14 protein-coding genes are annotated in these 13,615 nt (G+C 69.0%); 2 read left to right on the top strand and 12 right to left on the bottom strand.

Annotated elements, in window-relative coordinates:
* Positions 1 to 106: 106 nt before the first annotated feature.
* Genes V6R91_RS10430 through V6R91_RS10410 form a run of 5 tightly spaced genes read right to left on the bottom strand, consistent with a single transcriptional unit; the run spans position 107 to position 6,383 of the window.
* Positions 107 to 2,599: a GH116 family glycosyl-hydrolase gene (locus V6R91_RS10430; protein WP_336395375.1), complete on the bottom strand. Its 2,493-nt coding sequence runs from the start codon at positions 2,597 to 2,599 to the stop codon at positions 107 to 109.
* Positions 2,596 to 3,309, bottom strand: a complete 714-nt coding sequence (locus V6R91_RS10425; protein ID WP_336395374.1) for a hypothetical protein — start codon at positions 3,307 to 3,309, stop codon at positions 2,596 to 2,598. The genes V6R91_RS10430 and V6R91_RS10425 overlap by 4 nt, the downstream gene beginning before the upstream one ends.
* On the bottom strand, positions 3,306 to 4,202 hold the full coding sequence (locus tag V6R91_RS10420) for a carbohydrate ABC transporter permease (RefSeq protein WP_336395373.1): 897 nt from the start codon (positions 4,200 to 4,202) through the stop codon (positions 3,306 to 3,308). Before V6R91_RS10420 ends, V6R91_RS10425 begins: the two co-directional genes overlap by 4 nt.
* Positions 4,199 to 5,119, bottom strand: coding sequence for a carbohydrate ABC transporter permease (locus tag V6R91_RS10415; RefSeq protein WP_271059768.1), 921 nt, complete (start codon positions 5,117 to 5,119; stop codon positions 4,199 to 4,201). Before V6R91_RS10415 ends, V6R91_RS10420 begins: the two co-directional genes overlap by 4 nt.
* Positions 5,112 to 6,383 carry an ABC transporter substrate-binding protein gene (locus tag V6R91_RS10410; RefSeq protein WP_271059767.1) on the bottom strand — a complete coding sequence of 424 codons (1,272 nt, stop codon included), beginning with the start codon at positions 6,381 to 6,383 and terminating at the stop codon, positions 5,112 to 5,114. Before V6R91_RS10410 ends, V6R91_RS10415 begins: the two co-directional genes overlap by 8 nt.
* A 311-nt stretch (positions 6,384 to 6,694) precedes the next feature.
* Here V6R91_RS10410 and V6R91_RS10405 point away from each other — a divergent pair, with 311 nt between their 5' ends.
* Entirely contained in the window at positions 6,695 to 7,138 is a 444-nt protein-coding gene (locus tag V6R91_RS10405) for a MarR family winged helix-turn-helix transcriptional regulator (RefSeq protein WP_336395372.1), read from the top strand.
* Positions 7,135 to 7,839: a hypothetical protein gene (locus V6R91_RS10400; RefSeq protein ID WP_336395371.1), complete on the top strand. Its 705-nt coding sequence runs from the start codon at positions 7,135 to 7,137 to the stop codon at positions 7,837 to 7,839. Before V6R91_RS10405 ends, V6R91_RS10400 begins: the two co-directional genes overlap by 4 nt.
* Positions 7,840 to 7,893: 54 nt before the next feature.
* Here the strand turns inward: V6R91_RS10400 and V6R91_RS10395 are convergent, their stop codons facing one another.
* From V6R91_RS10395 to V6R91_RS10365, 7 genes are all read right to left on the bottom strand, one after another.
* Positions 7,894 to 8,337, bottom strand: a complete 444-nt coding sequence (locus tag V6R91_RS10395) for a heat shock protein transcriptional repressor HspR (protein ID WP_233460140.1) — start codon at positions 8,335 to 8,337, stop codon at positions 7,894 to 7,896.
* Positions 8,338 to 8,569: 232 nt separating this feature from the next.
* On the bottom strand, positions 8,570 to 9,547 hold the full coding sequence (locus V6R91_RS10390) for a DnaJ C-terminal domain-containing protein (protein WP_271059764.1): 978 nt from the start codon (positions 9,545 to 9,547) through the stop codon (positions 8,570 to 8,572).
* 10 nt (positions 9,548 to 9,557) lie between these two features.
* A complete protein-coding gene (locus V6R91_RS10385) occupies positions 9,558 to 10,169 on the bottom strand; it encodes a nucleotide exchange factor GrpE (protein ID WP_336395370.1) in 612 nt (203 codons plus the stop codon).
* Complete coding sequence (gene dnaK / locus V6R91_RS10380) at positions 10,169 to 12,028, bottom strand: molecular chaperone DnaK (protein ID WP_067245899.1); 1,860 nt, start codon at positions 12,026 to 12,028, stop codon at positions 10,169 to 10,171. Before dnaK ends, V6R91_RS10385 begins: the two co-directional genes overlap by 1 nt.
* Positions 12,029 to 12,195: 167 nt before the next feature.
* The gene (locus tag V6R91_RS10375) at positions 12,196 to 12,567 is read right to left on the bottom strand and encodes a type II toxin-antitoxin system VapC family toxin (protein WP_336395369.1); all 372 of its coding nucleotides are present in this window, start codon (positions 12,565 to 12,567) and stop codon (positions 12,196 to 12,198) included.
* On the bottom strand, positions 12,564 to 12,827 hold the full coding sequence (locus V6R91_RS10370) for a type II toxin-antitoxin system Phd/YefM family antitoxin (RefSeq protein WP_336395368.1): 264 nt from the start codon (positions 12,825 to 12,827) through the stop codon (positions 12,564 to 12,566). The genes V6R91_RS10375 and V6R91_RS10370 overlap by 4 nt, the downstream gene beginning before the upstream one ends.
* Positions 12,828 to 12,890: 63 nt before the next feature.
* Positions 12,891 to 13,352, bottom strand: coding sequence for a DUF3817 domain-containing protein (locus tag V6R91_RS10365; protein WP_271059761.1), 462 nt, complete (start codon positions 13,350 to 13,352; stop codon positions 12,891 to 12,893).
* Positions 13,353 to 13,615 lie beyond the last annotated feature (263 nt).

Below are 13,615 nucleotides of genomic sequence, written 5' to 3'. Positions count from 1 at the left end.
CTCCTTCGTGGCAGGACACCGCGCCGGGCGCGGCTCGGGGCAGCCGCCCCGGTCACCCACGGTAGAAACCGGACCTGTCTCCTGACTGGGAACGATCCGTTCCAGGTCAGCCTCGTGCGCGCTCGACGACCAGGTCGTTGCTCCCCTCGACGACATGCATCACCGCATCGTCCTCATCGACGTCCACCCACCCATAACCCGTGGCGCTGATCCACGGCCATCGCCCGGGACGATCCACGATGAGCACGCCCGCAGTGTGGTCCACCCGCACCCCGGATCGGGCCTGAGCGAGGGTCCAGCCAGCCATGGCCCTGGCGTAGTGGTCTCCGCATTCGATCTCGTTGTACGGGTTCCGACGGGAGCCGTCGTGCCGACGCCAGAGGCCCTCGAGCACGGCGGCGCCCTCTTCCTCCAGCCCCTCGAACAGGCAGTGCGCCGCGACCTGCCACTCGACGCCGGTCCAGACCTCGTCCGCGTAACGGGTGGGCACGTCGGGCCGACCGCCGTCGGGCCATGAGCACATCAGCAGCCCGACGTCCTCCGCCGAGTCCGCGTAAACGCGGTACGGATGCGCGAAGTCCGCGAAGCCGTGGCGCAGGTTCGTCGCCACGATGTGCCGCAGGGCGCTGCGCACGTGCTCCGCCGGAAGGATGTGCCCGAGGCCGAGCTGGTGCGCCCACCACTGACCGATCACCTGGTCGCTGAGAACCCCCGTCCGCCACTGGAAGTCGGTGGGATCGCCGTCGTCGAGCACCTGGATGTAATGCCGGCCGTCGAAAAGCAGCTCGTCGTAGAGTCGACTGCCGGACTCGAACCGAACCCGGGCCTCGGTCGCGGCGTCGTCGTCCCGCACCAGCAGCGCGAGTTCCTCAAAGGCGCGCAGCGCCGCCAGCCACAGGGTGCCCATGAACGGGTTGACTCCGGCGAGATCGATGTCGTGCGTGCTCGGCTGGATCCCGCGGAGCACGCCGTCGCCATCCGCGTCCCATCGTTCGCAGATGTGCCGATAGAGCCGGGTGAGGGACTCCCAGCGGCGCGAGAGCCAGGCCTCGCCGGCCCCGCGCTGCATGTCCCGGAGCGATTTGAGGATCGTCGCCAGCATGCCGTCCAACGCGGGCTCCTCCGGTCCGCCGATCAGCTCCGCTCCCATCTGCGTCAGATAGGTCGGGACACGGAGACGATGGGGGATCGCGCCATCCGCCCTCTGCATCACGTCGAATTCGGTGTCACGCATGTCTCGCTCCAGCGTGGGCCAGAGCCCCGCGAGCGCGGCCTCGTACTGCCACACGTGCGTGCAGTTCAGCGGACAGGAGCCACCGAACCGGCCGGACCACATCGTCGTCGACGCGCCCAGCGAGCCCTCGTAGCCGTAGAACCGGCCGTCGGCGCCGACGAAACAGGTGGGGCTGCGCACATACGCCGCCTGGGCGGCGAGGCGGTCTGCCGTCTCCTCGCCGAAGCTCGATCCGCGAAGGAGCGACGTCCATGCCTCGGTCCGAGCCACGAGCTCGTCCCAATCGCGCTCGACGGCGCTCTGCACGTCGACGGCGTCGATGAAGCGAAGTCCGTATGCGTTCCCCAGATAGAACGAGCTCGCGCCCCACTCCGGCGAGGAGCGGCCGAACTGCTCCACATCGACCATCCGGTTCGGGAAGTGCCAGGACATCGAGAAGCGGATGGTCCGAGACTCCCCCGGCTCGATCCAGAACGGGACACCGACGACGCCGATCCAGCTACGGCCGTCGGGGCTGGCGCCGGCCCCGTCCTGAGGAGCATTGCGCTGCGGATCGGCGAGTGTCGGAGCGACGGAGAGCCGCGAGAGGCCGTTGTTCAGCGCGCGCGACTCCAGGAACGCCCTCAGATGTTCGAGCCCGGCGCAGCGCGCGACCACCGCAGCGGACTCGTCGTCGGCGGCGAGCACGAGCTGCCCCGCGTGCTGGTGCGCCTCCGTCAGTGATGGGTTGTCCATCACGACCCTCGTCCATCCGCCGCCGCGGCGGAGCCGGTTGACGTTGCCCCCGAGCCCGGGGGTTCGGTCCGTGATGGGCGTGATGCCGTCCCACCCGGAGGCGTTGAGCAGTGAGCCGGCGAGCGTGCCGTGCACGGGGATGTCGCCGGTGTTGGTGAGAGTGAACGCGAACATCCCGGTCGGGATGCCGCTCACCTCCACATTCCCGGGCACCATCGGGTTCAGCACACGCATGTCGATCCGCAGCGGGTGGCGCTCGTCGGTGAGCGCGACCTCCGCGATCGGATAGGTGCCGCTGAACCGTGCGGACGAGAACGTGTCGAACCGGTCGGCGGCTTCGCTCATCCACGCCGGGATCTCACCGTCCGTCGTCAGCGACGCCGCCGGGTCCGCGACGGGCCGTCCCTGCACCATCGCAACGCTGTCGAACGGAGGCTCGATCCGGCTCAGGCGGAGCCAGAACCCGGTGCCGGGAAGAGCTCCCCGGTGATTCGGCATGCCGGACAACTGCCACTGCCGGAGAGAGCCGTCGGCGTTCACGGCGAACCCTCCGGTGCCGATGCCGCCGATGGGCATGGCGAGGGCGGGCGCCTCCGAGTGCAGGATCGACGACCGGAGTGCTTGCGTCATTGTTCTCCTCCAGAGGGGGGACGGCCGACGGGGACGAGAGCCGGGAGACGAACACCCGAGGCAGATGCGGTCGGCCATGCGGCGCCCACCATGAGCACAGTGAGCACCGGGACGACGAGGATCAGGAGCCCTGCGAACCAGGTCAAGCCCAGCCAGACCACCGCGGCCGCGGCGAGCAGAGCCGCGACCGCGCCCAGGGGGCGACGGACGACGGCGACCAGGGAGAAGACGACGACGCTGCGCACCGAGACATCCGCCCGCCACGCGGCGACGGGCAACGCGACGACCGCGACGAGCGCGGCGACGACCGCGGCGCCCACCGCCGCGACGGCGAGGACCTGAAGCGGCCAGGAACCGTTCGAATCGGCGAGCACGCCCAGGACCGTGCTCCCGACCGCGAAGGCAGCTGGCACCGCGCACCCGATCGCCGGGACCAGCACCCGCCGGGCGCGATGCACGGCGGTCGGCTCCTCAAAGAGGTGGCGTTGCACGGCATCGATGCTCACCGCCAGCAGCGGCGCCACGAGCACGACAGCGATCAACGGCACGAAGCCCGGCATCCGCAGACCGATCCAGAAGGCCAATGCGGCGAGGCCCGCGGCGGCCGTCCCGCATGCGGCCAGAACGGGCAACGCACGCCACGCCGCCCTCCCCAGGCTTCGCAGAAGAGTGTCCTCCGGCACGAGGGCGATGACGGACACGGCGCTCATCCCTTCAGCCCCGTCGACGCGACGCTCTCGACGATCTGACGTTGGAAGGCGAGGAACACGATCAGCAGCGGCAGGACGACCATGGTGATCGCCGCGAAGACCACGACGGTGGGAGCCGCTCCGAACCCGTTCTGCAGCGTGACCAGGCCCAGGGGCAGCGTCATGTTCTCGGGGCTGGAGAGGAAGATGAGCGGCCCGAAGTAGCCGTTCCACGAGGCCTCGAATCCGAGGATCGCGAGGGCGGCGATCGCCGGTCCCGACAGCGGGATCAGCATCCGGAACAGGATCCAGAGATGACCGGCCCCGTCGATCCGTGCGGCCTCGTCCAGCTCTCGCGGGATCGTCTTGAAGTACTGCGAGAGGAAGAAGATCTGGAACACGTTGATGAGGGCCGGCAGCCACAGCGAGGCGAGCGTGTCGACGAGCCCGGCTTGGCGCATCATGATGAAGATCGGAATGACGACGAGCTGCCCCGGCACCATCAGTGCCGACAGCATGAGCACGAGGAGCGCACGACTGCCGCGGAACGGGATGCGCGCGAACGCGTACGCGGCGAGCACCGAGAACAGCAGCGCACCACCCGTCGAGATTGCTGCCAGGATCAGCGAGTTGCCGAACTGCTGGAAGAACGGCATGTAGGTGAAGACGTCGGCGAAGCTCTGCAGCGTGAACGGGATCGGCAGCCAGTTCGGAGGGCTCGTGAATGCCGATGAGGGCTCCGTGAGGCTCTGTACGAAGAGCCACACGAGCGGTGCCAACATGAACAGCCCGAACAGCACCAGGATGACGTCGACGACGACGGCGCCGGGGCCGCGACGGCGTCGACGACGCCGGTCGAGGCGGGACAGGGCGTCGGGGCGCCCGCCGAGCACCACGGTCTCGGTGGCGGTCATGACTCGAACACCCACTTCCTGCGTCCGACGAACTGGATCACGGTGACACCCATGATGATGACGAAGACGAGGAGGGCGACCGCGGCGGCATATCCCATGTCGAACGCCTGGAACCCCTTCTCGTAGAGGTACATGATGATCGTCATCGTGGAGTCCTGCGGACCGCCCTTGGTGATGATCTGAATCGGGTCGAAGATCTGGAACGCGCCGATGAACGTGATGATCGTCGCGAAGAACATCGTCGGTGACATGAGGGGCAGCGTCACATTCCAGAAGATCTGCCACGACGACGCGCCGTCTGTCCTGGCCGCCTCGACGAGCTCGGCAGGAACGGTCTGGAGACCCGCGAGCATGATGATGAACGTGAAGCCGAGCGTGTGCCAGAGGTCGATGAAGATGATCGCGGGCAGCGCCCACGCGGGATCGGCGAAGAAGTTCGGCAGCTCGATGCCCGCCATCGAGAGGTACTGCGCCACAAACCCGAACGTGGGATCGAGCACGTACTTCCACAGCAGGGCGACAGCGGCCCACGAGATCAGGAAGGGGAAGAACACCGCCACGCGGGCGAAGTAGCTCAGCGCCTTGCTCATGACGTTGTTCACGGCGAGCGCGAGCAGCAGCCCGAAGACGAGGTGCGTGACGATCGATGCGAACGCGAACAGGAACGTGTTCAGCAGGACCTTCGGGAGCAGATCGTCCGAGAAGAGGTCGGCGAAGTTCTGCATGCCCACGAACTCGGGCGGAGTCAGGAGGTCCCACTTCATGAACGCCAGCACGATCGCGAACACGAAGGGTCCTGCAACGAAGACGAGGAAGAGGAGGACGGCCGGGCTGACGAACAGCCACCCGGCCGCCTCGGTGCGGCGCCGTTGGGCCCGCGCCCCGGGGCGCCGCACCTCCAGGGCCGTGTCAGTCACCGATCAGCTTCTCCAGCTTGGCCTGCGCGGCGTCCAGCGTCTTCTGCGCGTCGCCCTGCCCGGCGATGATCGTCGCCCACGCCTCCTCGATGGTCTTCTGCGCCTCAGCCCCCTGGTCGATCGAGGGGATCGGCGTGGCGAAGTCGAGCGCCTCACTGAGGCGGACGGTGCCCTCAGGGGCGTTGTCGGTGAACGCCGGAGAGTTGGCGACCGAGGTGCGCGCGGGGACGATCGTCCCGCCGATCTCGGCGAAGTAGCTGCCGGCCTCCTTGGACATGAGGAACTTGATGAACGTCCAAGCGGCTTCTTTGTTCTCGCTGTTCTTGGCGATGTTCCAGGCGTCCCATCCGACGGGCGAGCCGTTGCCGACCTTGGTCGGCCAGTTCACCAGCACCGTGTCATCGACCATCTTCAGATCGCGGATGCCGAGCACGGGCCAGCGACCGCCGTTCAGCGAGGCGAGCTTGCCCTGCTTGAAGGCGGTGTTGGGGTCGAACTGACCGCCGGGCTTCGGCGCCAGCCCCAGTTCTACGAGGCTACGCGCGAACTCCGCCGACTCCACCGCGGCGGCGGTGTCGTAGGTCGGCTGGCTCCAGTCCTCGTTGAAGGTGCTGGTCCCGTTGGTCGTCAGCCACGGCATGACGTCCGTGAAGTAGCCCGATCCCGCTCCCGTGAGGTAGGCGCCGGTCTTCTCCTTGATGGTCTTGCCGGCCTCCAGGAACTCGTCCCAGGTCCAGTTGCCGTCCTCCGGAATCGGCACGCCCGCCTTTTCGAAGACGGTCTTGTTCAGATACATGCCCATCGTGTTGAAGCCTCCGGGGATGAACACGGTCTCACCGTCCGGTCCGGAAGCGAACTCCTCGTTGAACTTCTTCAGGTTCGGGCTGATGTCGTTCCAGTAGTCGTCGACCTCGTCCTTGTCCTTGTCGATGTAGGGCCCGAGGTCCTCAAGTATCCCCTTCGAGGCGAACAGTCGTTGCCCTTCGGTGGCGACCTGGATGATGTCGATCTTCTGACCGCCGGCCAGCCGGGTCGCGACGGTCGTGGAGAACGTCGCCCAGTTCCCGCTCGGGATGCCGACGGCCTTGAGCTTGATGTCGGGGTGCTGCTTGTTGAACTCCGCGAAGAGCGCGTTGAACGCCTTCTGCTGGTTCGCATCGCCCATGTAGACGAAGTTCAGCTCTCCGCTCTCCGCGTCTCCGCCGCCTCCCCCTCCGCCCGAGGAGCACCCTGTGATCAGGGCCCCGGCCGTTGCGACGGCCATTGCACCGAGTACGATCCGCTTCAGTGACTTCCGCATTCGTCCTCCTCAGGACTTCGGCTCGCCTGTGAGCCGGTGCTGTGTGTACGGCGTGTACTGTCATCGGCCGTGCGGACGGGCGCCGTCGACCGGGTAGTCGATACGCTAGACGAAATCGATTTCAGACACAAGAGGTCTCCTATGGGCCGCCGCCCTGACCTCCCGCACCGCGGGCGAGCATCGAGGGGCGGCCAGCGATGCGAAATCGATTTCTTTAGCCCGTTGTTGCCCGTTCTCTATTGTGAATAGAGGTAATGATGTCGTATATTCACGATATGACGACGCTCGACCGCCTGCTCCAGATCGGCGACCTGTTCGCCCGCGACATGAGCCGCGCGTTCGCCGGCACCGGCCTCACCCCCGCACGGGTCCATGTGCTGTGGGCCCTCGCGCACCGAGGACCCTCGACGCAGCAGGCCCTCGCTCGCGAGTGCGGTGTGACGCCCCGCAACATCACCGCGCTCGTCGACGCCCTGGAGGCCTCGGGTCATGTGCGCCGTGCGCCGCACCCGGACGATCGCCGCGCGGTGCTCGTCACGCTCACGCCGACAGCCGAGGAGACGATGGCGCAGATGCGCCGGGACCACGAGGACCTCGACGCCCGGCTGCTGGCCGCGGTCGACCCGGACGATCACGCCGCTGTGGAGCGCGGCATCGCCGCGATCGCCGATCGTCTGGCTGCCCTGGTCGCCGAGGCGGAGGGCCGGGGAGCGCCATGACCGGGGAGCGCGGGGCGTCGGCGATCCGCGACCGCCGCGACCGCCACCACCAAGACCGCCGCAACCCCCGCGATCGCCGTGGGCACGGCGTGGCACGGGTCCTGCGCATGGAGGGCCGGGTCTACACGAGCATCGCGCGGGCGGTCACGCGCCGCCCGGACGTCGAGCGGGGTGGTGTCGGCATCGGATACCACCGGCCGCTGATGACCGTCCTGATGATCTTCATCATCCTGTCCGCGGTGGAGATCCCGGTCATCGACCTCATCGTGCACCCGTGGCCCGCGGTGCGCATTCCCCTGCTGATCCTCGGGATCTGGGGCCTGACCTGGATGATCGGGCTGCTGTGCGCCATGCTCGTGCGGCCGCACGCGGTCGGCCCCTCCGGCGTCCGCGTCCGCAACGGCCTGGAGATCGACGTGCCGGTGCCGTGGGACGACATCGCCTCGGTCGCGATCGCCCGCCGCGTCGTGCAGCCGGACGCCGCCGGCACGAAACCCCCGCGCATCTCCGCTCGCGAGGGCGACGGCGCGGGGCTCGTGTACGCGGAGCGGATCCAGGACGAGACCAACATCGAGATCGAGCTGGAACGCCCCGTCGCGATCGCCCTTCCCGGCCGCGCGCCGCAGGAGGTCACGCTCGTGCGGCTCTGGGCCGACGACCCGCGCGCGTTCCTCGACGCCTGCCGCCCGCACCTCGTCTGATCGCGCCCGCAGGAACAGTGCCCGCAGGATCGGCGGATCGGCGCCCGTGGCGGATCAGCGCTCGGTGTCGTCCGGGTCGCCCTCGGGCTCGAGGCGGGGACGCCACAGCACGACCTCGGTGGAGCGGCGGATGCGGCGCCCGGAGGGAAGGGTGACGACCGAGCCCGTGGCCCCGGCGGCGAACACGCGCATGCCGGGACGGTTCTCCCGCTCGGCGCGGAGGGCGCCCTCGAGCTCGGACACGCGGCGACGCAGGCGCCGGGTCTCCTCCTCCAGATCCAGCAGGCGCGCGATGGCGGGCAGGCTCATGCCCTCGCTGGAGAGCTGCGCGACCTCGCGGAGTTGCTCGATGTTGCGCGTCGAGTAGCGGCGGGATCCGCCGCGCGTGCGTCCGGGGACCACCAGCCCGATCCGGTCGTACTGTCGGAGCGTCTGCGGGTGCATCCCGGCGAGCTCCGCCGCCACCGCGATGGCGAACACCGGAGTGTCCGCATCCATGCGGCCCTCACCCATCGCCCTCACCCGCCCCTCGGGCTGCTCGCCGAGCGGGCGGCCGCACCCGCTCCCCCGGTCATCGAGCGAGGAGCCACGCGCCGTGCGGCGCGCTGAGCGCGCGCAGCGAGGCGAAGCGACGACACGCGCCGACGGCGGTCACCGCGTTTCGACTCGCTCCGCTCGCTCAACGACCGGAGACATTCGCTGCGCCCGCCCGACGACCGGAGGACGGTCATCACGTCCGCGCCTTCGACATGAGATCGGCCCGCGGGTTCTCCTTGGGCTCCAGGTCGTGGAAGCGCTCCAGCGCCTCCTTCGCCGCGTCGTCCAGGTGGGTCGGCACGGCGACCTCCAGCTGGGCGAGCAGATCGCCGGTGCCCTTCCTCGTCGTCACCCCGCGCCCCTTGACGCGGAGGACGCGGCCGGACGGAGTTCCTGGAGCGACCCGAAGCTTCACCGGATCCCCGCCGAGGGTCGGCACCTCGATGGTCGCCCCGAGCACGGCCTCCGTGAACGTCACCGGCACCGTGAGGCGCAGGTTCAGCCCGTCCCGGGTGAACACCGGATGCGGGCGCACCGTGACCTGAACGACGATGTCGCCGTTCTCCCCGCCGTCCGGCGAGGGGCGGCCACGGCCGCGCAGTCGGATCTTCTGGCCGTCCGCGACGCCGGCGGGGATCTTGACCTTGAACGGCTTGCCGTCCTCGCCCTGCAGCGTGATCGTCTCGCCCTTGACCGCGGTGGTGAAGTCCAGCGTGGTGCGCGCCGTGACGTCCGCACCCTTGTGCGGGCCGCCGAAGCCGCGATAGCCGCCGGTGGACTGCCCGAACCGGCCGGAGCCGAACGAGCCCCCGCCCTGGTTGAACATCGCGAAGAGGTCCTCGAAGTCGGCCGCGCTCTGCCGACCCTGGCCGAACCCGCTGAAGACGTCCTCGAACCCGCCCGCGCCCGATCCGCTCGCCGTGAAGCGCGCACCGGATCCCATCGCGCGGATCTGGTCGTACTCCTCGCGCTGTTCCTTGTCGCTCAGCACGGCGTACGCCTCGCTGATCTCCTTGAACTTCGCCTCCGCGGCGGAATCGCCGGGGTTGGAGTCCGGGTGGTACTTGCGGGCGAGCTTGCGGTAGGTCTTCTTGAGGTCGGCGTCGGAGACGTCCTTGGACACCCCGAGCACCTTGTAGAAGTCCTTGTCGAACCAGTCCTGGCTAGCCATCGATCACCGCCTACTCGGCCGGAACAGCGACGACGACCTTCGCGGGGCGCAGCTCCACGGAGCCGAGCCGGTATCCGACCTCGACGACCTCGAGCACGGTGGCCTTCTCCGCGCCCGGGGTGGGCTGCTGGAAGATCGCCTCGTGCTGCTGCGGGTCGAAGTCCTCGCCCTTCTCGCCGTAGGCGACCACGCCCAGGCGGTCGACCACGGCGCGCACCTTCTCGGCGATCACCGCGAAGGGGGTGCCCTCCGCGAGGTCGCCGTGCTGGGCGGCGCGGTCCAGGTCGTCGAGCACCGGGATGAGGCCCTTGGCGGCCTCGCCCTTGGCACGCTCGACGTCCACGGCGCGCTGCTCCTCGGTCCGACGCCGGTAGTTGGCGTACTCCGCCTGGAGACGCTTGAGGTCGACCAGCAGGGCGTGCTCCGCGTCCTCGAGGGCCTGGTCCTCGGCGGCCGCGTCGGCGCTCTGCTCGGTGTTCAGGATGTCGTCGACGGTCAGCTCGTCGGCGCTCTCGTTCTCGGAGGCCGGATCCGGCTGGGGGCCGGACGCATGCGCGTCCGACCCCTCGCCGGCGACCCCGTTGCCCTCGTCGGGCTGCTCGAAGTCCTTGGGATCCGTCATTACTTCTTCTCGTCCTCGTCCTCGACGACCTCGGCGTCCACGACGTCCTCGTCCGCACCGGACTCGGCGGATGCGGCATCCTCGGCCGGGGCGCCTTCGGCACCGGCGGCCTGGCCCTGGGCGTAGATGGCCTCGCCGAGCTTGGACTGCGACTGCGAGAGCTTGTCGAACGCGGTCTTCACGGCGTCGTCGTCCTCGCCGGCCAGGGCCGTCTTGAGGGCGTCCACGTCCGCCTTGACCTCGGTCTTGACGTCCTCGGGCAGCTTGTCCTCGTTCTCCGAGATCAGCTTCTCGATCGAGTACGCGAGGGTCTCGGCCTGGTTGCGGACCTCGGCCGACTCGCGACGCTTCTTGTCCTCGGCCGCGTGCTCCTCGGCCTCGCGGACCATGCGCTCGATGTCCTCCTTCGACAGCGACGAGCCGCCGGAGATGACGATCGACTTCTCGGTGCCGGTGCCCTTGTCCTTGGCGGACACGTGCACGATGCCGTTCGCGTCGATGTCGAACGTGACCTCGATCTGCGGGATGCCGCGCGGGGCCGGGGCGATGCCGGTGAGCTCGAAGGTGCCCAGCGGCTTGTTGTCGCGGGTGAACTCGCGCTCGCCCTGGAAGACCTGGATCGCCACGGACGGCTGGTTGTCGTCGGCCGTGGTGAAGGTCTCGCTGCGCTTGGTCGGGATGGCCGTGTTGCGCTCGATGAGCTTGGTCATCATGCCGCCCTTGGTCTCGATGCCGAGGCTCAGGGGGGTCACGTCGATCAGCAGGACGTCCTTGCGCTCGCCCTTCAGGACGCCGGCCTGGAGGGCCGCGCCGACGGCCACGACCTCGTCCGGGTTCACGCCCTTGTTGGCCTCCTTGCCGGTCTCGCGCTTGACGAGCTCGGCGACGGCGGGCATGCGCGTCGATCCGCCGACGAGCACGACGTGCGCGATGTCGCCGACCTTGATGCCGGCCTCGCGGATGACGTCCTCGAAGGGCTTCTTGGTGCGGTCGAGGAGGTCCTTGGTGAGGTCCTCGAACTTCGCGCGGGTGATCGTCTCGGACAGGGACACCGGGCCGTTCTCGGTCAGCGAGAGGTACGGCAGGTTGACGCTCGTGGACGTCGAGGAGCTGAGCTCCTTCTTCGCCTGCTCCGCGGCCTCCTTGAGGCGCTGCAGGGCGATCTTGTCGCCGGAGACGTCGACGCCGGTCGAGTCCTTGAACTGCTTGATGAGGTAGTCGACGAGACGCTGGTCCCAGTCGTCGCCGCCGAGGCGGTTGTCGCCGGAGGTGGCGCGCACCTGGATCGTGGAGAAGTCGTCGTCCTTGCCCACCTCGAGCAGGGAGACGTCGAACGTTCCGCCGCCGAGGTCGAAGACGAGGATGAGCTCGTCCTCCTTGCCCTTGTCGAGGCCGTAGGCGAGGGCCGCCGCGGTGGGCTCGTTGATGATGCGGAGGACGTTGAGGCCCGCGATCTCACCGGCCTCCTTGGTCGCCTGACGCTCGGCGTCGTTGAAGTAGGCCGGGACGGTGATGACCGCGTCGGTCACGGTGTCGCCCAGGTAGGACTCGGCGTCGCGCTTGAGCTTCTGCAGGATGCGCGCGGAGATCTCCTGCGGGGTCCACTTCTTGCCGTCGATCTCGACGGTCCAGTCGGTGCCCATGTGGCGCTTGACGCTCGCCTGGGTGCGGTCGACGTTGGTGACGGCCTGGCGCTTGGCGGTCTCGCCGACGAGCACCTCCCCGTCCTTGGTGAATGCGACCACCGACGGGGTGGTGCGGAAGCCCTCAGCGTTGGCGATGACCTTGGGCTCGCCGCCCTCGAGGACGCTGACGACCGAGTTCGTCGTACCGAGGTCGATACCGACAGCACGTGCCATGTGTTTTCTCCTTCGTGAGGTTGATCGTGTTCGGGAAGTCCGTGGCGACCCGATCCCTCACAGAAACCTGAGTCGCGATGACTCAAGGATACGCACCCGGTCCCGACATTGTCAACAAAGTTGATACGGCATCGCTCAACTTCTGGATCGGGGCGGTCGGCTCGCGTCTATGCGCGCCGCAGTCCACGAGCCGCGGCCGCGCGGCCGAGCTCGTCGTCGAACGTGAGGAATCCCTCGAGGTCCTCCGCGACCAGAAGCGCGGTCGCGAGGTGCAGCGCGTCGAGGCTGCGCAGTCCCGACGCCGCCGACACCGCGCGCTCGACGACGTCGTCGTCCAGCGCGATCAACGCGATCCTGTCCACCAGCGCCTCGACGCGTTCCCGGGGAACGCCGCTCCGCTGCGACGCCGCGTGGAGCTCGACCTCCAGCAGTCGCGAGGAGACGAGAGGCACCCCCTCGGCGAAGAGCGCGCGCACCCGGTCGGAGCCCTCCTCCGCGATCACCGCCTTCAGGACGGCCGAGGTGTCGACGTAGATCACGACCGCTCGCCGCGGATGTCGTCGACGATCTCCGCGACGCTGTCGTCACGCTCCTCCGCCTCGAAGGGCAGGGCGCCGGAGCGGGTGGCGGCCCGGACCTTGCCGCCCGCGACCAGGCGCTCCCAGTGCGACGGCGCGGGCGGGCTGATCTCCGCGACCGCGCGGCCCCGCTCCACGACGGTGATGTGCTCTCCCGCCGCGACGCGGGCCAGCACCTTCGCGGTCTGCTGATTCAGCTCGGTCTTCGTCACCCGCCCCACGAAGCCAAGGTAGCGACGAAGTAGTAGAACTACTACACAGGCGGCGGGAGCCGCCGCGACCGGTCACTTTCCGCCGGGAGGGCCCAGGATCAGGAGCACGGTGAAGATGGCGGCGACCGCGGCGAGGATGAGCACGACCAGGACCCACGGGCGGCGCAGGAACCAGCGCATCGTCCGGTCGTACCAGGTCCGGTCGCGCGGGTCGTCCGTCTCCTCCAGGCGCCACGCGCCGGCCAGGCGCCCGGAGCGGTGCAGCCAGATCTCCACGGGGATCGTGGCGTAGGGGACGATCGCGCTCGCGATCGTGAGGACCGCGACGCCGGGCTTCCAGCGCTGGTGGAACGCGAGGAGGACGGCCATGGCGCCGTACGCGAGGAAGACGAAGCCGTGGATCCCTCCGCCGATGGTGACCGCGACGGCGGGGCCTCCGACGGCCCTGGTGATGAGGCCGGCGATCAGCAGGGTCCAGGTGATCGCCTCGGCGATCGCCAGCGCACGGAACAGGCGGGCGGGGGTGGTGAACACGGGGCTCCTCGGGTCGGGACGCGCGGCGGCACCGGACGGGGTCCTCGCGCAGCCCCTCCAGCCTAGGAAACCGGGCGACGCGACGCCTCCGGCGGGCATCCACCTTTCGATCGATGTTCCTCCGACGCCCCCGGACGAGGGGTGACAGATCCGGATGGCGAGGCATAGACTCGGCGGGCACCGGGATGCGCCCGGGATCGAGGGAAGGAGCGAACGATGAACACCGTCTTTGTCGCGCCCTTCGCCGACCCCCGCAGCTGATA

The sequence above is a fragment of the Microbacterium sp. CCNWLW41 genome (assembly GCF_037083505.1).
Note: the sequence above shows the minus strand (reverse complement) of the source record. Positions and strands in the feature narration are given on the sequence as shown.